The following is a 21,962-nucleotide window of genomic DNA, read 5'->3' as shown; positions in this document are numbered from 1 at the left end:
GAGGGTGGGGAGGAACACCGACCCGTGAACGTGCTCATCGACAAGTTCGACGTCTTTGCGGGTGGTTTCTGGCTCACCCTCCAGATCTGCGTACTCGCCGCGATCGGCGCCCTCATCCTGGGCGCCATCGTGGCGGTGCTCCGCATCTCGCCGGTGCCGCCGCTACGCGCGCTCGGCACCAGTTACGTCAACATCTTCCGCAACCTGCCGCTGACCGTGGTGATGTTCTTCGCCGCGTTCGGTCTGCCGGCGCTCGGCTCCAACGCGGACTTCCTCCGCATCCCGGTGATCGACTCGTTGTTCACCCGACTCGGCACCGACCTGCCGTACTTCCGGTTCGCGCTGATCGCCCTGGTGCTGTACACGGCGGCGTTCGTCTGTGAGGCGCTGCGGTCCGGCGTCAACGCGGTGCCCCCCGGCCAGGCGGAGGCCGCGCGTTCGCTGGGCCTGACCTTCGGGCAGAACCTGCGCTACGTGGTGCTGCCGCAGTCCTGGAAGGCCTCCATCGTGCCGCTCGGCTCGGTGATCATCGCGATGATCAAGAACTCGGCGCTGGCCGGCTTCTTCGGGGTCGTCGGCGATCTGTCGGCCACGGCCGACCAGCTCACCGGAGCCGAGGGCTACGCCTTCGTCCCGGTCGCCATCGGCATCTCGATCGGCTACCTGATCATGACGGTGCCGCTCGGCACCCTGCTGGACCGGATCGAGAAGCGACAGGCGGTGGCCCGATGAGTCAGCAGACAAGCGTCCTCTACGACGTTCCCGGGCCCCGACAGCAGCGGATCACGCTGATCAGCAGCATCGCCGCCGGGCTGGCCCTGCTCGTCGGGGCGTACTTCCTGATCTACCGACCACTGGACGAGAAGGGCCAGTTGTCGATGGAGTTGTGGGGTCCGCTCATCGACCCCTCCAACGAGAACTTCTCCGCGGTATGGGAGCGGATCGGCCTCGGCTTCAAGAACACCCTGATCGCGGCGGTGATGGCCATCGTGGCCTCGCTGGTGGTCGGCACGCTGTTGGCGATGTTGCGGATCCAGCTCAAGAGCCTGACCGGCCGCAAGTTCACCGGGCTCGCCACTCCGCTGGCGTACCTGTTGCGAGGGCTGAGCACGCTGCTCTCAGCGGTCACCAGGGTCTGCGTCGAAGTGTTCCGCGGCCTGCCGGTCGTGATCACCATCTTCTTCGTGGCCCGTGGCTTTCCCGAGTTCGGCATCGCCTTCGACAACCTCTGGTACTTGGTCATCGGTCTCACGATCTACAACTCCGTGGTGATCGGCGAGATCCTGCGCTCGGGCATGGAGGGTCTGCCCGGCGGGCAGCGCGAGGCCGCCGCCGCGCTCGGCCTCTCACCGTTCCAGTCGACCCGGATGATCCTCCTGCCGCAGGCATTCCGGATCATGCTGCCAGCGCTGATCAGCCAGCTGGTGGTGGTATTGAAGGACACCTCACTCGGCTTCATCATCAGCTACGAGGAGACGCTGAACATCGGCAAGCAGATCATCGGCGCGCTGGGCAACCCCATCCAGGTCTACGTCGTGATCGCCGTTCTCTTCATCGTGGTGAACTACTCGCTGTCGAAGCTCGCGCAGTACGTCCAGCGCCGGCTCGCCCAGGGTCGCAAGACCGCGGACACCCCGGCACAGAACCCGCCGCCCGCGGCACTGATGTCCCAGGCCGAGGGTGCCGGCGGCGTCTGACACCCCGCTCGCAGCACAGAGGGCCAGCCCGGCGTTCGGGCTGGCCCTCTGTCCATCTCCCAGAGCATCAGCGAGCAGCGCGCCGCGAATCCCCTGTCTCGCCGTCGCGGGGGTCCGCACGGCGCTGGCCGCGCGATCCGCCCGTCGACCAGGCCGGGCCGACGGTGTCGTGGATCAGCGGGCGATCTCGGTGACCCGGGACTCGCGGACCACGGTGACCCGGATCTGACCCGGGTAGGTCAGCTCCTCCTCGATCTGCTTGGCCACGTCCCGGGCCAGCACGGCCGCCCCGATGTCGTCCACGTCGTCCGGCTTGACCATCACCCGGATCTCCCGGCCGGCCTGCATGGCGAAGACCTTGTCCACGCCGAGCTTGCCGGCCGCGATCTCCTCGATCCGCTCCAGCCGCTTGACGTACGCCTCAAGGCTCTCCCGACGCGCACCCGGCCGACCGCCGGAACAGGCGTCGGACGCCTGGGTCAGCACGGCCTCGATGGTCTGCGGCGGCACCTCGTTGTGGTGCGCCTCGATGGCGTGCACCACGTCCTCGTGCTCGCCGTACTTGCGGGCCAGGTCGGCGCCGATGATGGCGTGGCTGCCCTCCACCTCGTGGGTGAGCGCCTTGCCGATGTCGTGCAGGAATGCCGACCGCTTGATGGTGGGCACATCCAGCCGCAGTTCGGCCGCCATGATGCCGGCGATGTGCGCGGTCTCGACCAGGTGCTTGAGCACGTTCTGCCCGTACGACGTGCGGTAGCGCAGGCGACCCAGCAGGCTGACCAACTCCGGGTGGATCTCGGTGATGCCGACCTCGACCAGCGCGTCCTCGGCGGCGCGGAGGCAGAGCTGCTCCACCTCCTGACGGGCCAGGTCGTAGACCTCCTCGATCCGGTGCGGGTGGATCCGCCCGTCCAGCACGAGCTTCTCCAGGGTGAGCCGGCCGACCTCCCGGCGTACCGGGTCGAAGCAGGAGAGCAGCACCGCCTCGGGGGTGTCGTCGATGATCAGGTTGACCCCGGTCACCGACTCGAAGGCGCGGATGTTGCGCCCCTCCCGACCGATGATCCGGCCCTTCATCTCGTCACCGGGAAGGTGCAGGACGCTGACCACGCTCTCGGCGGTCTGCTCGCTGGCGACCCGCTGGATCGCGTCCACGACGATGTGCCGGGCCCGCTGCTCGGCGGTGTTGCGGGCGTCGGACTCGATGTCCCGCACCAGCAACGCCGCCTCGCGCTTGGCGGACGTCTCGATCACCTCGATCAGCTCCAGCCGGGCCGCGTCGGCGGTGAGGCCCGCCACCCGTTCCAGCTCCCGGCGGCGCAGCTCCTCCGCCTCGGCCAGCTCGGCCTCGCGCTGGGTGACAGCCGACTCCCGAGCCGCGAGGGCGGCGCTCGCCGCGGTGAGTTGCCGCTCCCGCTCGGCGAACCGCTCCACCTCCTCGGTGTGCAGGCGTTCCCGCTCGTCCATCCGCGCCGCCCGGCGCTCCACCTCGGCGGCCTGCTCGCGAGTGGTGGCGGCGAGGACCGCGACCTCCCGCTCGCCGCTGCGGCGGGCCGTCGTACGCAGTTGCTCGGCGTCCGCCTCGGCCTGCTTGTGCGCCCGTTCCAGCACGGTGTCCGCCTCGGCGCGGGCGTCGTCGAGCATCCGTCGGGCCTCGGCCCGGGCCGCCTTCGCCTCGGCCGTCGCCGCCGCCGCCTCGGTACGCGCGGCGGCAGCCGCCGACTTCGCCACGTCGATCGTGCTGTTCGCCTGGTCCGCCGCGTTGCGCAGGGCGGCCAGCGACTGCTCCTGACGGTCCTTCTCGGCGATGAAGGCCGGATCCTCCGGGGCCGGTGCCGCACCCATCCGGCGCAGCGTCCGGACGCCGACCAGCACGGCCACGACCACCACCACGGCGAGGATCAGGACGGCCGCGAGGAGCACGACGTCGAGGGCGTTCATGCCGGGACCCCGTTGGGTCTACCGGTGAACCTGTGCCGCCGCCCCGCCATGGCCGCCTCCCCTGAACGTCAAGACCGCAGCGAATGTGCCATGGGCACACTCCTGCGGCTGTGGACGCCCGACCGGAGCGGCTGGCCGTGGGTAGCTCTCTCCGCCGGCGGTGCCCGCAGGCAACGTCGGCGACCGGGTGCAGTTGTCGCGGCGTCCCGGACCGGCCTGTCCGGAACTGCCGCCATAGGCCGCGGAGTCGGCCAAAGTGATGCTGTTCTGTTACGCGATCTATGTTGTGGACTTAGCCTGCGTTGGTCGGGCAATGTGAGCCTGTATGGCGAGGCTAGGTCGCCGGGGGTGGTCTGGTCAAGGACTCATGATCAAACCCCCCGAACGGAGAGAAGTTGCGGCGTCACCTAAAGCAATTACGGTGTCGGATACGCCGGGACAAACGCGGCGAGACGACGGACCCGATCCGAGCGTCGTGCCTGTTCAGCAGGGACGACGCCGGACGCTGAGCCGGCTATGTGACACCACGACGGCGCGCACCACCGCTTACTCCACCGGACGGCTGGCGCGATCCAGCTCACCTTCGGCGTCGGCGAGCGCGTCGGCGTCGATCTGCTCGGCGAACTCGGCCGCCTCGGCGCTCTGCGCGGCCAGCGCGTCCTTCACCGCCCGGATCGCCACACCGGGCGGGTAACCCTTGCGGGCCAGCATCCCCACCAGCCGGCGGAAGACCGCGTCGGGCTCACCCCGGGCGGTCCGCAGTTTGCGGTCCACCAGTGCGCGGGCGGTCTCCGCCTCGGTCTCCTCGTCCAGCTCACCCAGCGCCTCGGTGGCCACCTCGCCGTCCACGCCCTTGCGGCGCAGCTCGTTGGCGAGCGCCCGGCGGGCCAGGCCACGCCCAGCGTGCCGACTGGACACCCAGGCGCGGGCGAACGCGGCGTCGTCGATGATGCCGACGTCGTCGTACCGGTCGAGGACCTCGGCCGACACCTGCTCGGAGATGCCCCGCTTGGCCAGCGCCCCGGCCAACTCGGCCCGGGTGCGGGGCCGGACGGCGAGCTGACGCAGGCAGATCTCCCGGGCCACCTCGGACTCGTCGCGCGGCGGCGCCGAGGGCTCCGCGGCGTCACCCTCCTGGGGGCGGCCCCGGCGGCCCGGACGAGGGCGGGGTGGATCGCTGGCGTCGCCCGCACGGGGTGGGCTGGCATCCCAGCCCCGCCCCGTACGAGCGCGTCGTCCTGCCATCTGGGTCAGCGACCGGTCAGAAGTCGACCGGCGGCAGCTCCGGGCCACCGGCGGCGTCACTCGCGCCGACACCGACGCCGAGCTTCTCCAGGATCTTCTTCTCGATCTCGGCCGCCACGTCCGGGTTTTCCTTCAGGAACTCCCGGGCCTTCTCCTTGCCCTGGCCGAGCTGGTCACCGTCGTACGTGTACCACGCGCCGGACTTGCGGATGATCGCCTGCTCCACACCGACGTCGATCAGCGAGCCCTCGCGCGAGATGCCCTTGCCGTACATGATGTCGAACTCGGCCTGCTTGAACGGCGCGGCCACCTTGTTCTTGACGACCTTGACCCGGGTGCGGTTACCGACCACGTCGGTGCCGTCCTTGAGGCTCTCGATGCGTCGCACGTCGAGCCGGACCGAGGCGTAGAACTTCAGCGCCCGACCACCGGTGGTGGTCTCCGGGCTGCCGAACATCACGCCGATCTTTTCCCGGAGCTGGTTGATGAAGATCGCCGTGGTGCCGGTGTTGCTGAGCACACCGGTGATCTTCCGCAGCGCCTGGCTCATCAGCCGGGCCTGGAGGCCCACGTGGCTGTCGCCCATCTCACCCTCGATCTCGGCGCGCGGCACCAGGGCCGCCACCGAGTCGATCACGATGATGTCGATCGCGCCGGAGCGGATCAGCATGTCTGCGATCTCCAGCGCCTGCTCGCCGGTGTCCGGCTGGGAGACCAGCATCGCGTCGGTGTCGACGCCGAGGGCCTTCGCGTACTCCGGGTCGAGCGCGTGCTCGGCGTCGATGAAGGCCGCGATGCCGCCGGCCCGCTGGGCGCTGGCCACCGCGTGCAGCGCCACCGTGGTCTTACCGCTGGACTCCGGGCCGTAGATCTCGACCACCCGGCCGCGCGGCAGGCCGCCAATGCCGAGCGCGACATCGAGCGCGATGGAACCGGTCGGGATCACGGCGGTCTGGACGACCGGCCGGTCCCCCAGCCGCATCACCGAGCCCTTGCCGAATTGCTTGTCAATCTGAGCGAGAGCAAGGTCGAGTGCCTTCTCCCGGTCAGGCCCTGCTGCCATGGTTGCCACCCCTGCCTTCGCCGGCGTCTTTGCTGAGCTTCGCGTCACGCGGGACACGCTAGGCGCTAGGTCCGACAGAAAACCAGCCGACGGGCCGCGAGCTGTGGACGAGCACCCCGCTGTGGACAATAGCCGAACAGGTGTACGACTCGACAAGCGACACGCGGAAGCGACGAAAAGGCTGCTCAGCGTAGTCGGGCGGGCACCCGATCGGGGTACGCGGCGCAGACCGCCCGCCACACCACGTGCGTCTGCTGCCCCGACGCCAGTGCCTGCTCGATGGTCCGTCCATCGAGCTGCGACAGCACCTGGTCGCGGGCGATGCTGGCCGCGTAGCCAGGCCCGAACGCCTCTTCCAAGCGCGCCCAGAAGTCGGTCAGCCGCACGTGATCAACCCTCCTCGCCCGGCGCCCCGGTCGGCACCGGGCGCAACGCTAGCGCCACCAGGGGCGCTGTCGCGACCGCCGCGAGCAGGGTGAGCACTGGATATCCGGCCACCTGCATGACAAACCCGCTGGCCACGGCGGCACCGGCACCCGCCAGCCCCATGATCAGGTCGGAGAAACCCTGGACGCTCGGCCGCACGTCGGCCGACACCGACTCGGAGAGCAGCGTCGAGCCGGCCACCATCGTCCCCGACCAGCCCAGCCCGAGCAGGACCAGACCGACCGAGAGCCGGGGCGTGTGGTGCCCGGCCGTGCCGGCGACCGCGCAGGCGGCCAGCAGCAGCCCGACCCCGCCGAGGATCACCGCCCGCCGACCGAGCCGGTCGGTGAGCCAGCCGACCACCGGGGAGAACGCGTACATGCCGGCGATGTGCAGGCTCAACACGATGCCGACCAGCCGCAGCACGTCGGCGTCGGCGTGCGACTCACCGAGCCGGACCGGGGTCATCGCCATCACCGCCACCATCACCAGGTGACCCACCGCCACGGCGGCGATGCCGAGCCGGGCGGCGGGCTGCCCGCGTACCACCGACCAGGCCGCCCGCATCCCGGCGCCGCGCGGCGGGCGCACCCCGACCGGCGCGGCGGCCGGCGTCGCGCCGTCGACCGGGCCGCCGGCCGCCGGCGCCTCGGCCGCCACGGCGGCGGGCGGCGCAGCGGCGATGGGCGACACAGCAGCTACGGGCGGCACAGCGGCGGCGGGCGGGTCGGCGGCCGCGAGACGGCGTGCGGTGAGCAGCGGGTCGGGCCGGAGCAATCCGAGGAGTACGCCGCCAGCCAGCACGAACGCAGCCGCGCTGAACGCGAACGGCCCGGCCAGCGGCGGCAGCCCCCAGCCGGTGGTGACCCGGTCGGCGAGCGCGGCGAAGTTCGGCGCGGCCACCGCGCCGATCGTGGTGGCCCAGATGATCACGGAGAGTTGTCGCCCCCGCCGGGCCGGCTCGGCGAGGTCCACCGCCGTGTAGCGGGCCTGCAGGTTCGCGGCGGTGCCACCGCCGAAGAGCAGCATGCCGAGAAAGAGCAGCGGCACCGACCGGGTGACCGCGGCCAGCACCACGAGCACGCCGCCGACGGCACCGATCGCGTACGCCACGACCAGGCCCGGTCGGCGGCCGTGCCGGGCCATGATCCGGGTGACCGGGATGGCGAGCAGCGCCGCACCGACCACGCCGGCGCTCTGCGCGATGCCGGCCATCGCGGTGCCGGCGATCCGGGCGGCGAGCAACGCGCCGACGGCGATGCCGATGGTCACGCCGACGCCGCCGATGATCTGGGTGCCGAAGAGCAGGCGCAGGGTCCGCCGCTGGATCGGCCCGACGTCGGGGCGGGCGGTACGCGGCGCGGTCAGGTCGGTGGCCATCAGCGCTCCTCGGGACGGGGGTGGCCCATCCTCGCGTACCCGCGTGGGTTTCGTCGCCCGGCTCACTACAGGGCGCGGGCGGCGACGGTGAGGTCGGCGACCAGACCCTCGTACGCCTTGTCCTGGTCGTCGGCGCGCAGCACCGCCGACGGGTGGATGGTGGCCAGCAGGCGGGCCGGCGGGGCGTCGGCCAGCTTGCCGGCGTTGTCCACCGGCACCCGCTGGAAGTCCTCCGGGTGCTGGGCCGACGCGGGCCAGGGCAGCAGCTCGCCCCGTTGCCGGGTGACCCGGAAGGACGGGCCGAGCAGCGCCTTGGCGGCTGTCGCGCCGAGCACCACCACGATCTCCGGACGCAACCGGGCGAACTCGGCGACCAGCCAGGGCCGGCAGGCGGTGATGTGCATCTGGTCGGGGGTCTGGTGGATCCGCCGCTTGCCGCGCACCTGGAAACGGAAGTGTTTTACGGCATTCGTCAGGTAGAGCTGCGCGGGATCGAGCGCGGCGTCGTCGACCGCGCGTCGCAACAGCCGACCGGCGGGGCCGACGAAGGGCAGACCTTTTTGATCTTCCATGTCGCCGGGCTGCTCGCCGACCAGCACCACCCGGGCGCTCTCGTCGCCTCGACCAAAGACCGTCTGCGAGGCGTCCCGATAGAGCTCACACCCCCGACAGCCGCCCGCTGCGGCGCGCAGCTCGTCGATGGTGTCGGCGTCGGGTGGGATGAACCGCTGGGCGCCCGGGGCGCTCCCGGTCTGCTCGGCCATGCCGACTGTTATATACCCGTTCGATGCCGACTGCCGGGTGCGCCCGCCGCTGCGGTGCTGCCGCCCCCGCGTCAGTAACCGCCGCCGCCACCCCCACCCGAAGCCATCGCGATCAGCACGATGACGATGATGACCACCGCCACCGCCACCGCGATCCAGACTCCCTTACGCGCCCCACTCGAAGCCATGACCCCCACCTCCGGCGCCCGCATACCCACCCCGTCCGCCCCGAATCATCGCGATCTTGCACTTTCTGCCCTGGCATAGCGCCCATACCGGGCATATCCGCGACACAAAGCGCAAGATCGCGGGGGGTGTGGGGGTGTGGGTGGGGTGGGGTGGGGTCAGGTTGGGAAGCCGGGGGGTGGGGTGGGGTTGGTGGCTTGGGTCAGGGCGGCGGCCAGGGGGGCCAGGTCGGCGGTGGTCAGGGGGCTGACGGTGATACGGAGGGCGGGTGGGGCGGCGATCCGGTAGAGGGCGCCGGGGGCCACAGCCCAGCCGACGTCGCGCAGCGCGGTGACCGCGCTGGTCTCGTCCGCCACCGGCAGCCAGACGTTGATGCCGCTGCGGCCGTGCGCGGTCAGGCCGTGCGCCGCCAGCGCGGCCAGCAGCCCCTCGCGCCGCAGCTCGTAGCTCTGCGCCGCCCGCCGCACCAGCTCGGTGACCGTCGGGTCCCGCCAGAGGGCGAGGACCAGCCGTTGCAGCACGGTGGAGACCCAGCCGGCGCCGACCCGCGTACGGCCGGCCACCCGAGCCACCGTGGTCTCATCACCGGCCAGCACCGCCAGTCGCAGGTCCGGGCCGAAGGGCTTGCTCACCGAGCGCAGAAAGGCCCAGCTCTCGGTCGCACCGACGAGCGGGTGCAGGGGTACGCGGGCCAACTCGGCCGCGTGGTCGTCCTCGATGAGCAGCAGGTCCCGTCGACCGGCGAGCAGCGCCCGCAGCTCCTCGGCGCGGGCGGCGGAGACGGCGGCGCCGGTCGGGTTCTGGGCCCGGCTGGTCACCACCAGCGCGCGGGCGCCGGCGGCCAGTGCGGCGGCCACCCCGGCCGTCAGTGGCCCCTCGTCGTCCAGCGGTACGCCGATCGGGCGCAACCCCAGGGCGGCGACCAGGTCGAGCAGGTTCGCCCAGCCCGGGTCCTCCACCGCCACGGCGTCACCGGGGCGCAGGTGGGCGCCGAGCAGCCGCTCGATGCCGTCCAGCGCACCACCAGTGAGGGTGATCTCCGAGGCTGGCACGCCGTCGGCGTTCAGCCGGGCGCGGGCCGCCTCGGCCAGTTCGGGGAGCACGCCGGCGTGGGAGTAGCCGACCGGCGGGCCGATGTCGGCGGCGAGCGCCGCGAGGTGCGGGCCGAGCGCGGGCAGCAGCAGGGGGTCGGGCTCACCCCGGGACAGGTCACGGGCGCCGGGCAGCGGCGCGGGGCGCAGTGCGGAGCGGCGGGCGGCCACTGGCGGGCGGGGGCGGACCCGGGTGCCGTGCCGTCCGGCGGTGGCGAGCAGGCCGCGCTGGCGCAGCTCCTGGTAGGTGCGGGCGACGGTGGCCGGGCTGACACCCAGCTCGGCGGCGAGCACCCGGACCGGCGGCAGGGCAGCGCCCGGCGGCAGGGCGCCGGTCCGGATGCCCGACTCGATGCTGGCCGAAATCGCGACGACCGTCGCTCCGGTGAACTGATAGCGTGCTGACACAAACAAGAGATTGTACTAGAACAAAGGGGCGACCATGTACCCACCCACCGCCCGGACCACCCCCAACCGTTCCCGCGACCGGATGAGCTACGACCGGGCCGCCGCGCACGCCGTGCTCGACGAGGCGTACCACTGCGCGCTCGGGTTCACCGTCGACGGTCAGCCACGGGTGCTGCCCACCCTGCACGTCCGCATCGGCGACACGCTCTACCTGCACGGCTCGACCGGCAGCCGGCCACTGCTCGCCGCCCGGGACGGCGGGCTGCCGGTCTGCGTCGCGGTGACCCTGCTCGACGGGCTGGTCTACGGCCGCTCCCAGTTCCACCACAGCGCCAACTACCGCTCGGTGGTGGCGCTCGGCACCGCCCGGCTGGTCACCGACGAGCAGGAGAAGAGCGCCATGCTCACCGCGCTGGTCGAGAAGGTCGGCACGGGCCGCAGCGGCGACAGCCGCCCGCCCACCCGCCGCGAGTTGGCCGAGACCGCCGTGCTGGCGTTGCCGCTGCGGGAGGTCTCCGTGCGGGCCCGCGGCGGTGGGGTCCGCGACGACGAGGCCGACCTGCACCTGCCGCACTGGGCCGGCGTGCTGCCGATGCGGCTGACCGCCGGGCTGCCCGAGCCGGACGCCGCGGTCACCGCGCCGCTGCCGGCGTACCTGCGGGAGGCCCGCACGCCCTGGCACGACCCGGCGCCGATGCGCGGCGAGCACGTCCGGCTGGAGCCGCTGGACCTGGCGCACGCCGACGAACTGCACACCGCCACGGCCGACGACGAGGTCTGGCGACACCTCGGCGTCGCGCGGGCCACCGAGCCCGCCGGGACCGCTGCCGTGGTCGCCGCCGCCCTTGCCGCACAGCAGCGCGGCGAGCGGGTGGCCTGGGTGCAACGCTGCGCGGTGACCGGGGCGGTGGTCGGCACCACCTCGTACTACGAGATCGACCCGCAGCGGCGGTCGGTGGCCATCGGGTACACGTTCCTGGGCCGGCTGTGGTGGCGCACCGGGATCAACACCGAGGCGAAGCTGTTGCTGCTGGGCCGGGCCTTCGACGAGTTGGGGGCGGTGCGGGTGGCCTGGCACACCGACATCCGCAACGTCCGCTCGCAGGCCGCCATCGAACGGCTCGGCGCCACCCGCGAGGGGGTCCTGCGGATGCACCGGCAGCGCCCGGACGGCTCCTGGCGGGACACCGTGCAGTACGCGATGACCGTCGACGAGTGGCCGAACGCACAGGCCATGCTGCGGGAAAGACTTCGCCGGACGGCACCGGTGGCCTGATGATGACGGGCGTGCTGGGGATCACCGACATCTGGACGTACGTACTGGGCACCGTGGCCATCGTTCTGCTGCCCGGGCCGAACTCTCTCTTCGTGCTCTCCACCGCCGCCAAGCGGGGTGTCAGCACCGGTTACCGGGCGGCGGCGGGGGTGTTCGTCGGCGACACGGTGCTGATGTTCCTCTCCGCCGCCGGGGTGGCGTCGCTGCTCAAGGCGTACCCACCGGTGTTCCTGGTGATCAAGTACGCCGGTGCCGCGTACCTCGCCTATGTCGGGGTGAGCATGCTGCGCGGCGCCTGGCGGCGCTGGCGCGACCGCAACGACCCGACCACGCCGCGGCTCATCGACGCCGCCGAGCCGGCGGCGATGCGCAGCCCGTTCCGCAAGGCGCTGGTGATCAGCCTGCTGAACCCGAAGGCGATCCTGTTCTTCATCTCGTTCTTCATCCAGTTCGTCGACCCGAACTACGCCTGGCCGGCGCTGTCGTTCCTGCTGCTCGGGCTGATCGCCCAGGCGGCCAGCGTGCTCTACCTGACCGCGTTGATCTTCGCGGGCACCTTCCTGGCCACGCAGTTCCGCCAACGCCGTCGACTGGCCGCCGGCGGCACCACCGCCATCGCCGCGCTGTTCCTCGCCTTCAGCCTCAAACTGGCCACCGCCAGCGCCGGCTGACCCCACTCCCGTCCGCGTCAGGTGCCGTCGCCACCGCTGCCGCCACCACCGATGCCCGCGCCGCCCGCGGTGCCGCCGAGGCCGTAGCCGGGACGGACCGGCTCGTCCGGGTGGCGGCTGACATGCGGAGACCCGGTGATGCGCGCCGACCAGTCCGCGTGCGCCGCCGCGGCGGCGTGCCGGTTGATCGCCTGACGCAGCCAGCCGTCCACGGTTGCCACCCAGTCCCGCTGCTCGGCGTCGGCGTGCCAGATCCGGAACCGGCTGATGCTCTGGTGGGTGATGCCGGCCAACGCCAGCCGACGGTCCATCCAGAGGATCACCTCCAGGCCCGCCGAGTTGGTCACGAAGATCACCTCCAGCTCGGTGATCGGGCCGGCGTAGAGCGGACCCACCCAGAAACCCCAGCGCTGGTGCAGCGGCAGGGTGTGCTCCACCCCGGGCAGCCCACCCTCCTGCAACCCGGCCTGACGGATCGTGAAACCCAGCGTGTCCAGCGCCGCGAACACGTGCTGCTGCGTGGGGATCGGGTGCACGAACACCGGCACCATGGCGCCCTGATCCAGATCCGGGTCGACGGACACCTCCGTCCGCAACCCCATCCGCAGGCTCAGCAGCGGCACGCCGCCGAAGGTGGTCACCGGCGTCTCCCACGGCAACGGCAACGCGAAGTCCACCGCCCGCCGTCGACCAGCCGGTACGACGAACCGCCCGGCGATCGGCAGTTGGTGGAACTGCACCAGACGCCGGGCGGCCTCCGGATCGTTCGGCTCGACCGTGGTGACCAGGCCGAGCCGGATGTGCCGTACCAGCACGTCGTCCGGCCCGGCGGCGAGGGTCACCCGGCCCGGCAGGCGTAGGCCCGGACGGGTGCTCGGGTTGGGCAGCGTGGTCTGTACGGACAGCCCGGTCCCGCCGGACTCCCGAGACACCCCCGTCAGCCGCACCGCGCCCCCACCAGGCCACGCCCTTGGAGCCTCGCGTCCGCGAGGTCACCTCAAGGTTCGCGGACCCGGCGGGTGGTCACCTCGACTTCGGCGAAGAGTGACCACCCCTCCGGTTTCACCGCATACGTCGCCCGCGTGGCACCGTGTCGGTTTCGTCGTCGAACTCGCCGATGACCTCCTCCAGCAGGTCCTCCAGGGCGACGAAGCCGACCGGACGGGACGGGCCACCACCGTTGCGCACCAACGCGAGCTGGGACTGCCTGGCCCGCATCGCGGCCACCGCCTCGGTGACCGAGGACGTCGAGGGCAGGGTGAACGCGGGCGTCATCAGCTCCTCGGCGGTGGCGACGCGGCCGGTGGTCACCACCCGCACCGCCTCCCGGACGTGCACCAGGCCGCAGACCTCGCCGTCGGCGTCCAGCACCGCCAGCCGGGACCGGCCGCTGTCCCGGCTGACCTGCTCGATCCGCTCGGCCGGGTCCTCCCGCCGGACGGTGACCATGGTGGCGAACGGCTCCATCACCTGCGCCACCGACGTGCCCTGCAACTCCAGCATGCTGGTGAGCAGCTCGTGCTGCTCGGCGCCGAGCAACCCGTGTTCGCGGGACTGCTCCAACAGCATCCGCAGCTCGTCCGGGCCGTGCACCTGGGCCAACTGATCCTGCTGTTCGACCCCGAACAGGCGCAGGATCGCGTTGGCCAGCGCGTTCAACGCCGACAGCACCGGCCGGGCCACCCGGGCGAACGCGCGGAACGGCAACGCGAGCAGCGTCGCCGACCGCTCCGCGTCGGTGATCGCCCACGACTTCGGCGCCATCTCCCCCACTACCAGGTGCAGGAAGGTGACCAAGCCGAGGGCGAGGACCAGGGCGATCACGTGGCTGGCGGCGTCCGGCAGGCCCACCGCGTGCAGCAGCGGGCTGACCAGATGCTCGATCGCCGGCTCGGCCAACGCGCCCAGCCCCAGGGTGCACAGCGTGATGCCCAACTGCGCTCCGGCCAGCATCAGCGACAACTCGCGGACACCGTCCAGGGCGGCTCGGGCCGCGCGGCCACCGCTCGCGGCCGCCTGCTCCAGGCGATACCGCTTGCTGGCCACCAGTGCGAACTCGGCGGCCACGAAGAACCCGTTCAGCGCCAGCAGCACCACCGAGGTGAGCAGCGCGATTCCGGGGCTCATGCGGTCACCCCCGGCTTGGTCAGCTGCAACCGCACCGAGTCGGCCACGTGCCGGTCCACGGCCAGCACCTCGACCAGCGCCCGTGGCTCCGCGTCGTGGTCCTCACCGTCCGCGCCCTCGCGCACCAGGCTGATCTCCAGCCGGTCACCGACCTCCGGCACCCGGCCCAACTCCCGCATGACCAGCCCGGAGAGGGTGTCGTACTCCGGGGCCTCGGGCAGCGCGATGCCGGTGCTGTCGGCGACCTCGTCGATCCGCCAGCGGGCCGGCACCACCCAGGACCCGTCGTCCTGCCGGGCGGGCGCCCGATCGGGTGGGTCGTCCTCGTCCCGGATCGGGCCGACCAACTCCTCGGCGATGTCCTCCAGCGTGATCACGCCGGCGAACCCGCCGTACTCGTCGACCACGCAGGCCATCTGCCGGTGCCCGGACCGCAGGCGGTCGAGCACCGTGGGCAGCGGCAACGTCTCCGGCACCAGCAGCGGCGGCCCCGCCACCGCGCTCACCGCGGTGGTGGCCCGCTCCCCCGGCGGTACGCCGAGCACGTCGGCGATGCCGACGATGCCGATCAGGTCGTCGACGCCCTCCGCGCCGCGCACCGGGAACCGGGAGTGGCCGGTGTCCAGCAACTCGACGACCCGGCTCACCGGCTCGTGCGCCCGTACGGTGTGCACGTCGACGCGCGGCACCATGGCCTCGCCGGCGGTCAGCTCACGGAAGTCGAGCCCTCGGTCGAGCAGCGTGGACATCTCTGCGTCCAGGCTGCCCTCCTGCCGGGACTCGGCGATGATCTGTTCCAGGTCCGCCGGGGTGGCGCCGCTGGGCAGCTCCTCGATCGGCTCGATGCCGATCCGGCGGAGCAGACGAATCGAAGCCCGGTCGAAGAGCCGGATCAGCGGCCCGGCGACGGCCAGGTAGATGAGGGTGGAGCGGCTCAGCGCCCGGGCCAGCGACACGGCCCGCGCGATGGCCAGGTTCTTCGGGGCCAACTCGCCGAGGACCATCTGCACGACGGTGGCGATGACCAGGGCAAGTGCCACCGACAGCGGCAGGCTCACCGACGTGCTGACGCCGGCCACGCCGAGCAGTTCGGCGAGGCCACCGCCGAGGTACGGCTCGGCGACGTAACCGACCAGCAGGGCGGTGACGGTGATGCCGAGCTGCGCGCCGGAGAGCATGAAGGAGAGACGGCTGGTGACGGTCAGAGCCCGGGCGGCGGCCTGGTCGCCGTCATCGGCGAGCTGGCGCAGCTTGCCCCGGTCCACGGCGACGTAACCGAACTCCTGGGCTACGAAGTAGCCGGTGGCAGCGGTGAGTACAACAATCAGAAGGAGACCAACGACGATCAACACGGGTCGCTCAGGGCTCCCGGGGTCGTCGGGGCGGGGATATGCCGGGCACGACCCGGCTGGCTACTGCTGCCCTCCTGGGCAGAAGAGTCGATCATGCTGCCATTTTATCGGCGTTGGCTGGGACTCCGCTGAGGGTGGGCCGAAGGCGCTGATCGTCCGGTTCACCGCGCCCGGCCGTCACCCCAACTGCCCGCCGCTCGGCCCGCGCTCGGCCAGCTCGTCAGCGTCGAGCAGGCTCCGGTCCAGACGCCCGGCCCGGTAGGCCGCCCGGCCGATCATCTGCGCCGCGACCGGCGCGGTGGCCAGCTGGAACACGCCTACCAGCAGGATCATCCCGATGTCGGACGGGGTCCGCAGCCGCAGCGCGATGCCGAGCAGCAGCAGGAGCACCCCCAGCACCTGGGGCTTCGTGGCGGCGTGCATCCGGGACAGGGTGTCCGGGAAGCGCAGCACACCGATCCCGGCGGCAAGTGCCAGCAGGGCGCCCGCCACCAGGCAGGCGGCGCCGACCCAGTCGGCGACCACGCCGATCACGCCTGCTCCCGAACGGCGAAGCGGACCAGCGACACCGAGCCGACGAAGCCGAGCAGGGAGAGCACCACCAGCACGGGCAGCGTGGTGGAGTGCCGGTTGACCGCCGCCTCCGCACCCACCGCGCCGATAATGGTGGCGAGCAGCATGTCGGCGGCGATCACCCGGTCCAGCAGCGACGGGCCCCGGTAGAGCCGGATCAGCGCGAGCAGCGCGGTCACCGACAGCAGGGCGGTGAGGACGGCGGCCAGGATCAGGATCACTGGTTGCTTCCCTTCTCGGCGGAATCGGGCTCGACGCAGCGCACCTCGGCCGCGCTGCCGACCGCGCGGACGATCCGCCGCTCGAGAGCGTAGGTGCGTTCCCGGGCGAGGGTCAGGTCCTCCGGGCCGCGGGTGTCCAGCACGTGCAGGTAGAGCGTCGCGGCGTCCCGGTCCACCTCGAGGATCAGCGTGCCGGGAACCAGCGAGACCGCCTCGGCGGTGAGGGCCATGTTGAGGTCGGTCGGCACCCGCAGCCGGACCCCGATGATCGCCCCGCGCGGCCGGTAGCCGGGCTGCACGGCGATCCGGGCGACGTGCAGGCTCGCGCTGACCAGCTCCACGACGAACCGGCCCACGAACACCAGTAGCGCCCCGAGCCGCAGCCGGCCGCCGAAGGTGACCGGTGGCAGCGGGAAGAACACCAGCACCGCGCCGCCCACCAGCACACCGCCGATCAGGTTGGCCCAGGTGATCTCGCCCCAGAGCAGATTCCAGACCACCACCAGCCAGCCGAGGGCCACCGCCTGGTCGCGCCAGCGGCCGAACCGCCCTCTGGGCGACGTGGGCGGCTCGGGGGCGGGCCCTGGCGTCGTCGCGCGCGGATCGGTCACGGCGCACCTCCCGGCAGCACGGCCCTCACGTACGGGGTACGCGAGAGCAGGTCGGTGGCCGCGTCGGCGGTGACGTCGAAGAGCGGACCGGCCAGCACGGTCAGCATCAGCCCGAACACGACCAGGCCGACGGTGGCGCCGACCATCAGTGTGGGCAGCCGGACGACCGGCTCGGTGGTGGCCAGTTGGGGTGCCCGCCAGAATGCGATGTTCCACACCCGGGAGGCGACGTAGAGGGTGAGCAGGCTGGTCAACGTGCCGGCCGCCACCAGCGCCCACGGCAGTGCCCCGCCGGCCGCCACCCCGGCCTCGAGCAGACCGAGCTTGCCGAGGAAGCCCGAGAATGGTGGCACCCCGGCGAGATTCATCGCCGGAACGAAGAACAGCACTCCGAGCAGGGGCGCCACCCGGGCCAACCCGCCGAGACGGCGCAGGTCGGTGCTGCCGGCCCGCTCCTCGACCAGCCCGGCGACCAGGAACAGCGTGGTCTGGATGGTGATGTGGTGCACCACGTAGAAGATCGCGCCGGAGAGCCCGGCGATCGTGCTCAACGCCACCCCGAAGATCATGTAGCCGATGTGGCTGACCAGGGTGAACGACAGGAGCCTCTTCATGTCGGACTGCGCCACCGCCCCAAGGATGCCGACCACCATGGTCAACCCCGCGACGACCATGAGCAGCTTGCTGGCCTGCCCGTCCGGGAAGAGCAACGTCTCGGTGCGGATGATCGCGTAGACACCCACCTTGGTGAGCAGTCCCGCGAACACCGCCGTCACCGGGGCCGGGGCGGTGGGATAGCTGTCCGGCAGCCAGGCCGACAACGGGAAGACCGCCGCCTTGATCGAGAACGCGAGCAGCAGCATCAGCTGCAGGGTCAGCCGGACGTTGTCGGGCAGATCGTCGAGCCGCTGCGCGAGCTGCGCCAGGTTGAGCGTGCCGGTGGCCGAGTACACCAGACCCACCGCGGTCAGGAAGATCATCGAGGAGAGGATGCTGACCACCACGTACGTCGACCCGGTGCGGATCCGGGCCTCGGTGCCCCCCAGCGTGATCAGCACGAAACTCGCCGCCAGCAGGATCTCGAAGCCGACGAACAGGTTGAACAGGTCACCGGCGAGGAACGCGTTCGTCACGCCCGCGGTGAGCACCAGGTACGTCGGGTGGAAGATCACCACCGGAGTGGTCTCGGCCGTCTCACTGCGGCCCTGGCCGATCGAGTACAGCAGCACGCACAGGGTGACCGCCGAGGACACCACCACCATCAGCGCGGCGAGCTGATCGGCGACCAGCACGATGCCGACCGGCGCCGGCCACCCCCCGATCGCCAACACCACCGGCCCATACCGGTACGCCTGGATTAGCAGCACCACCGCGACGACGAACGTGCTCGCCAGACACAGCACGCTGACCGAACGCTGAATCCGGGGCCGGCTCGCCAGCAGCAGGGTCAGCGCCGCACCCAGCAACGGCACCACCACCGGCAGCGGCAACAGGCTGTTCATCGAGTCCCCCACCTTGCCCCGGTCATCCCGTCTCGCCCTCGTGCCGCAGCCGACGGCGCGCCGGCTCCGGATCGACCTGCTCCGGGTCCTCGTCCGGGCCCTCCCCGCCGTGGTCGACGGCACCCACCTCGTTGCGCTCGGCCTGGCGGATGATCTGCCGGTCCTCCAGGTCGTCGGGCACCTCGTCGTCCCCGGTGAGGTACCAGCTGCGGTACGCCACGGCGAGCAGGAACGCCGACAACCCGAACGTGATCACGATGGCGGTCAACACCATGGCCTGCGACAGCGGATCACTCATCTCGTCCACCGGACCGGTGCCGACGACCGGCGCCCCACCGGGCCGGCCACCCAGCAGGATCAGCAGGTTGACCCCGTTACCGGCCAGGATCACGCCGAGCAGGATCCGGGTCAGGCTGCGCTCCAGCAACAGGACCACGCCGCAGCCGACCAGCACCGCGACGGCGAGCACCAACACCACCGTCGGCCCAGCGTTACCGGCCGTCATGCCGCACCGCGTTTCGCGACTGGCCGCACTCGCTGACTCACCCTCATGGCCGGTCTCCCTTGTCGACGGCCAGTCCGCCCGATCCGGTCCCGGTCGCCTCGATGTGCCGGTCCACCTCGGCACCGAGGCTGCGCAGGATGTCCAGCACCAGCCCGATCACGATCAGGTACACACCGATGTCGAAGAACAGCGAGGTCACCAGGTGGATATCGCCGATCAGTGGTAACGACCAGTCGATCTTCGCGCTCTCCAGCAGCGCACCACCGGCCAGCAACGACACCACGCCGCTGCCCACCACCACGGCCAACCCGGCGCCGAGGATCAGGCCCGCGCCCACCGGCGCCGCCTCGGTCAGCTCGTACCGGCCGCCGGCCAGGTAGCGGACCACCAGGGCGAGGCCGGCCACCAGACCACCGGCGAAGCCGCCGCCCGGCGCGTTGTGCCCGGAGAAGAGCAGGAACAGGGAGAACAACACCACCGTGTGGAAGATCAGCCGGGTGATCACCTCCAGCACGATCGAGCGCCGCTCCTCGTACAGGGTTGGCCCGCCGCGCAGCCACACCCGCCGGCCGTACCGTGCCGTCCGGGGAGCCCGGACCGGCTCCGGCCGACGCGGGCGCGGTCCGGTGCGGGACCGCTCGAAGATCAGGCTGGCCACCCCGGTCGCGGCCACCACCAGCACCGACACCTCGCCCATGGTGTCCCAGGCCCGGATGTCGACCAGGGTCACGTTGACCACGTTGCGGCCGTACCCCTCGCCCACCGCGAGGTCCGGGAAGGCAGCAGAGATGTCCGGTGCCCGGCGGGCGCCGGCCGCGACGAGGGCGAGCCCACCCGCCACCACGCCCACGGCCACGCCGATCACCCGGCGCGTCCACCGGCTGCGGCGCAGCGGGCGGGCCGAGAACCGTTGCGGTAGCCGGCGCAGCACCAGCACGAAGACCGCGATGGTCGCGGTCTCCACCAGGAACTGCGTGAGCGCGAGATCGGGCGCGCCGTGCAGGATGAAGAGCATCGCGGTGCCGTAGCCGGTCACCCCCACCAGCAGCATCGCGGTCAGCCGCCGGCGGGCACCGACCGCGAGCAGCGCGGCCACCGCGATCACCACCACGACCACCGGTTGCAGTGGGTTGTCCCAGAGTGGAATCCGGGTTCGCCACGGGCCGGCGGCGAGCATCGCGCCGCCGGGCAGCACCACCAGGGTGACCAGGATGATGCCCAGGTACTGCGGGAGTGAGCCCCGCTGGGTCGCCCCGGTCACGTCGGTGGCGAGCCGGTCGAACCGGCCCACGACCCACTCGTACCCCTGGTTGCCGCCCACCGGCGAGCGGAGGCGGGCCAGCACCGGCGCGAGCGGCCCGCGCAGGGCGAAGAGCAGACCGCCGCCGGCCAGCGCCAACACGGACAGGCCGAGCGCCGGGGTGATGCCGGGCCAGAGCGCCAGGTGCGCGTCGACCGCGCCGAACAGCTCGGCGTACGGGCTCAGCAGGCCGTCCAGCACGGCGGCGGCCGGGCCGGCGAGCAGCCCGATGCCGGCGAGCACGGCCGGCGGGACGAGCATCGACGCGGCGATCGGGGCCGGTGCGACCGGTTCCACGCCCGGCCGGTCGGCGAACGCGCCCCAGAGGAACCGGGCGCTGTACGCGACGGTGAACACCGTCCCGACGACCAGCCCGGCGAGGAGCAGAGGCTGGTCGGTGAAGGCCGCAAACACCGCCTCCTTGGCCACGAAACCGACCAGCGGTGGCACGCCTGCCATCGACGCCGCCGCCAGGATCGCGACCACGAACAGCGGCCGGGACCAGCGCCGCAGCCCGGACAGTTGACGCAGGTCGCGGGTGCCGGCGCCATGGTCGATGATGCCGACGACCAGGAACAGCGAGGCCTTGAACAGCGCGTGCGCCAGCAGCATCGCCGTGCCGGCCAGCGCGGCGGCCGGAGTGCCCGCGCCGGTCACCGCGATCAGCAGGCCGAGCTGACTGACCGTCCCGTACGCCAGCAACAGCTTCAGGTCGGTCTGCCGCAGGGCCGCCCAACCGCCGACGAGCATGGTGGCCACGCCGGCGACCTGCACCACGGGCCGCCACGGGTCGACCGTGGCGAGCACCGGCGCGAGCAGCCCGACCAGGTAGACGCCGGCCTTGACCATGGCGGCGGCGTGCAGGTACGCGCTGACCGGCGTGGGTGCCGCCATCGCTGCCGGCAGCCATGAACTGAACGGCAGCACCGCCGACTTGGACAGCGCGCCGGCCAGGATCAGCAGCACCGCCGCGATCAGGTACCCGCCGCTGGGCAGCGGCTGTGCGGCGATCTCGGACCAGCGGTAGCTGCCGGCATGCTCGCCCAGCATGATGAACCCGATCAGCATCGCCAGCCCGCCCAGCGTGGTCACGGTCAGCGCCTGCGCCGCCGCCCACCGGCTGGACCGCCGTTCGGTGCTGTGACCGATCATCAGGTACGAGAAGACCGTGGTCAGCTCCCAGCCGACGTAGAGCAACAGCAGGTCGTCGGAGAAGACCAGCAGGAGCATCGCGCCGGCGAAGGCGACCAGGACCCCGGCGAACTGCGCCAGCCCCGTCGAGCCGGCTTTGAAGTACCGGGCACAGTAGACCATCACCAGCGCACCGACGCCGCCGATCAGCAGGGTCATCAGCCAGGACAGGGTGGTGACCCGCAGCGCTATGTCGAGCTTCAGTTCCTTGATCCACGGGTACGTCTCGACCACCGCACCGCCGTCACCGACGGCGGGCGTGTGGGCGAGCGCCCAGCCGAACGCCGCGGCAGGTGCCAGCGCCAGCGCATAGAACGCCCGTGGACCCCACCAACGGACGAGTAGAGGCGCCGCAACGGCAGCCACGAGGTGGAGGATGAGTAGTAACAGCACTCGCGCTCCCGATCGTGGTGGCCGACGCCCGTACAGCTG

Annotated in this window: 20 protein-coding genes; 4 read left to right on the top strand and 16 right to left on the bottom strand. The window is 71.8% G+C overall.

Annotation, left to right across the window (positions count from 1 at the left end; all coding sequences use genetic code 11):
- Positions 1-24 precede the first annotated feature (24 nt).
- Together ABZ808_RS28220 and ABZ808_RS28215 are read left to right on the top strand one after the other, a co-directional pair.
- Positions 25-732, top strand: coding sequence for an amino acid ABC transporter permease (locus ABZ808_RS28220; protein WP_357012231.1), 708 nt, complete (start codon positions 25-27; stop codon positions 730-732).
- Positions 729-1,697 carry an amino acid ABC transporter permease gene (locus ABZ808_RS28215; protein ID WP_357012228.1) on the top strand — a complete coding sequence of 323 codons (969 nt, stop codon included), beginning with the start codon at positions 729-731 and terminating at the stop codon, positions 1,695-1,697. Before ABZ808_RS28220 ends, ABZ808_RS28215 begins: the two co-directional genes overlap by 4 nt.
- A 174-nt stretch (positions 1,698-1,871) precedes the next feature.
- Here the strand turns inward: ABZ808_RS28215 and rny are convergent, their stop codons facing one another.
- From rny to ABZ808_RS28180, 7 genes are all read right to left on the bottom strand, one after another.
- The gene (gene rny / locus ABZ808_RS28210; RefSeq protein ID WP_357012225.1) at positions 1,872-3,638 is read right to left on the bottom strand and encodes a ribonuclease Y; all 1,767 of its coding nucleotides are present in this window, start codon (positions 3,636-3,638) and stop codon (positions 1,872-1,874) included.
- Between the two features lie 546 nt (positions 3,639-4,184).
- On the bottom strand, positions 4,185-4,883 hold the full coding sequence (locus ABZ808_RS28205) for a regulatory protein RecX (RefSeq protein WP_357012222.1): 699 nt from the start codon (positions 4,881-4,883) through the stop codon (positions 4,185-4,187).
- Positions 4,884-4,899: 16 nt separating this feature from the next.
- Positions 4,900-5,946 (bottom strand): recombinase RecA, encoded by a 1,047-nt coding sequence (gene recA, locus ABZ808_RS28200; RefSeq protein WP_357012219.1) that lies wholly within the window; start codon positions 5,944-5,946, stop codon positions 4,900-4,902.
- Positions 5,947-6,131: 185 nt separating this feature from the next.
- Entirely contained in the window at positions 6,132-6,332 is a 201-nt protein-coding gene (locus tag ABZ808_RS28195; protein WP_355167865.1) for a DUF3046 domain-containing protein, read from the bottom strand.
- Between the two features lie 4 nt (positions 6,333-6,336).
- Positions 6,337-7,752: an MFS transporter gene (locus ABZ808_RS28190; RefSeq protein WP_357012216.1), complete on the bottom strand. Its 1,416-nt coding sequence runs from the start codon at positions 7,750-7,752 to the stop codon at positions 6,337-6,339.
- 65 nt (positions 7,753-7,817) lie between these two features.
- A complete protein-coding gene (locus ABZ808_RS28185) occupies positions 7,818-8,516 on the bottom strand; it encodes a UdgX family uracil-DNA binding protein (RefSeq protein ID WP_357012214.1) in 699 nt (232 codons plus the stop codon).
- 344 nt (positions 8,517-8,860) lie between these two features.
- A complete protein-coding gene (locus ABZ808_RS28180; RefSeq protein WP_357012211.1) occupies positions 8,861-10,201 on the bottom strand; it encodes an aminotransferase class I/II-fold pyridoxal phosphate-dependent enzyme in 1,341 nt (446 codons plus the stop codon).
- A gap of 34 nt (positions 10,202-10,235) precedes the next feature.
- Here ABZ808_RS28180 and ABZ808_RS28175 point away from each other — a divergent pair, with 34 nt between their 5' ends.
- Positions 10,236-11,477, top strand: coding sequence for a bifunctional pyridoxamine 5'-phosphate oxidase family protein/GNAT family N-acetyltransferase (locus ABZ808_RS28175; RefSeq protein ID WP_357012208.1), 1,242 nt, complete (start codon positions 10,236-10,238; stop codon positions 11,475-11,477).
- The gene (gene leuE / locus ABZ808_RS28170; RefSeq protein ID WP_357012206.1) at positions 11,477-12,148 is read left to right on the top strand and encodes a leucine efflux protein LeuE; all 672 of its coding nucleotides are present in this window, start codon (positions 11,477-11,479) and stop codon (positions 12,146-12,148) included. Before ABZ808_RS28175 ends, leuE begins: the two co-directional genes overlap by 1 nt.
- 17 nt (positions 12,149-12,165) lie before the next feature.
- Here leuE and ABZ808_RS28165 read toward each other — a convergent pair whose 3' ends face one another.
- From ABZ808_RS28165 to ABZ808_RS28125, 9 genes are all read right to left on the bottom strand, one after another.
- The gene (locus ABZ808_RS28165; RefSeq protein WP_357012204.1) at positions 12,166-13,095 is read right to left on the bottom strand and encodes a sporulation protein; all 930 of its coding nucleotides are present in this window, start codon (positions 13,093-13,095) and stop codon (positions 12,166-12,168) included.
- 115 nt (positions 13,096-13,210) lie between these two features.
- Entirely contained in the window at positions 13,211-14,275 is a 1,065-nt protein-coding gene (locus ABZ808_RS28160) for a hemolysin family protein (protein WP_357012200.1), read from the bottom strand.
- A complete protein-coding gene (locus ABZ808_RS28155) occupies positions 14,272-15,627 on the bottom strand; it encodes a hemolysin family protein (RefSeq protein WP_357012197.1) in 1,356 nt (451 codons plus the stop codon). Before ABZ808_RS28155 ends, ABZ808_RS28160 begins: the two co-directional genes overlap by 4 nt.
- A 177-nt stretch (positions 15,628-15,804) precedes the next feature.
- The gene (gene mnhG / locus ABZ808_RS28150; protein WP_357012423.1) at positions 15,805-16,158 is read right to left on the bottom strand and encodes a monovalent cation/H(+) antiporter subunit G; all 354 of its coding nucleotides are present in this window, start codon (positions 16,156-16,158) and stop codon (positions 15,805-15,807) included.
- Positions 16,158-16,421: a monovalent cation/H+ antiporter complex subunit F gene (locus ABZ808_RS28145; protein WP_357012195.1), complete on the bottom strand. Its 264-nt coding sequence runs from the start codon at positions 16,419-16,421 to the stop codon at positions 16,158-16,160. Before ABZ808_RS28145 ends, mnhG begins: the two co-directional genes overlap by 1 nt.
- A complete protein-coding gene (locus tag ABZ808_RS28140) occupies positions 16,418-17,032 on the bottom strand; it encodes a Na+/H+ antiporter subunit E (protein ID WP_357012192.1) in 615 nt (204 codons plus the stop codon). The genes ABZ808_RS28145 and ABZ808_RS28140 overlap by 4 nt, the downstream gene beginning before the upstream one ends.
- Positions 17,029-18,534 (bottom strand): Na+/H+ antiporter subunit D, encoded by a 1,506-nt coding sequence (locus ABZ808_RS28135; RefSeq protein WP_357012190.1) that lies wholly within the window; start codon positions 18,532-18,534, stop codon positions 17,029-17,031. Before ABZ808_RS28135 ends, ABZ808_RS28140 begins: the two co-directional genes overlap by 4 nt.
- Positions 18,535-18,556: 22 nt before the next feature.
- Positions 18,557-19,039: a Na(+)/H(+) antiporter subunit C gene (locus ABZ808_RS28130; protein ID WP_357012188.1), complete on the bottom strand. Its 483-nt coding sequence runs from the start codon at positions 19,037-19,039 to the stop codon at positions 18,557-18,559.
- A 43-nt stretch (positions 19,040-19,082) separates the two neighbouring features.
- Positions 19,083-21,923, bottom strand: a complete 2,841-nt coding sequence (locus ABZ808_RS28125) for a Na+/H+ antiporter subunit A (RefSeq protein ID WP_357012186.1) — start codon at positions 21,921-21,923, stop codon at positions 19,083-19,085.
- Between the last annotated feature and the right edge of the window lie 39 nt (positions 21,924-21,962).

Source organism: Micromonospora sp. NPDC047527, assembly GCF_040643015.1.
Classification (GTDB): domain Bacteria; phylum Actinomycetota; class Actinomycetes; order Mycobacteriales; family Micromonosporaceae; genus Micromonospora.
The sequence above is the reverse complement of the archived record's forward strand: the minus strand, read 5'-3'. Positions and strand labels throughout refer to the sequence as shown.

Excerpts from the sequence above, each read along its gene's own strand:
- ABZ808_RS28190 (WP_357012216.1), bottom strand. The coding sequence starts at position 7,752 with ATGGCCACCGACCTGACCGCGCCGCGTACCGCCCGCCCCGACGTCGGG.
- recA (WP_357012219.1), bottom strand. The coding sequence starts at position 5,946 with ATGGCAGCAGGGCCTGACCGGGAGAAGGCACTCGACCTTGCTCTCGCT.
- ABZ808_RS28135 (WP_357012190.1), bottom strand. The coding sequence starts at position 18,534 with ATGAACAGCCTGTTGCCGCTGCCGGTGGTGGTGCCGTTGCTGGGTGCG.
- ABZ808_RS28175 (WP_357012208.1), top strand. The coding sequence starts at position 10,236 with ATGTACCCACCCACCGCCCGGACCACCCCCAACCGTTCCCGCGACCGG.
- rny (WP_357012225.1), bottom strand. The coding sequence starts at position 3,638 with ATGAACGCCCTCGACGTCGTGCTCCTCGCGGCCGTCCTGATCCTCGCC.
- ABZ808_RS28130 (WP_357012188.1), bottom strand. The coding sequence starts at position 19,039 with ATGACGGCCGGTAACGCTGGGCCGACGGTGGTGTTGGTGCTCGCCGTC.
- ABZ808_RS28185 (WP_357012214.1), bottom strand. The coding sequence starts at position 8,516 with ATGGCCGAGCAGACCGGGAGCGCCCCGGGCGCCCAGCGGTTCATCCCA.
- leuE (WP_357012206.1), top strand. The coding sequence starts at position 11,477 with ATGATGACGGGCGTGCTGGGGATCACCGACATCTGGACGTACGTACTG.
- ABZ808_RS28160 (WP_357012200.1), bottom strand. The coding sequence starts at position 14,275 with ATGAGCCCCGGAATCGCGCTGCTCACCTCGGTGGTGCTGCTGGCGCTG.
- ABZ808_RS28215 (WP_357012228.1), top strand. The coding sequence starts at position 729 with ATGAGTCAGCAGACAAGCGTCCTCTACGACGTTCCCGGGCCCCGACAG.
- ABZ808_RS28205 (WP_357012222.1), bottom strand. The coding sequence starts at position 4,883 with ATGGCAGGACGACGCGCTCGTACGGGGCGGGGCTGGGATGCCAGCCCA.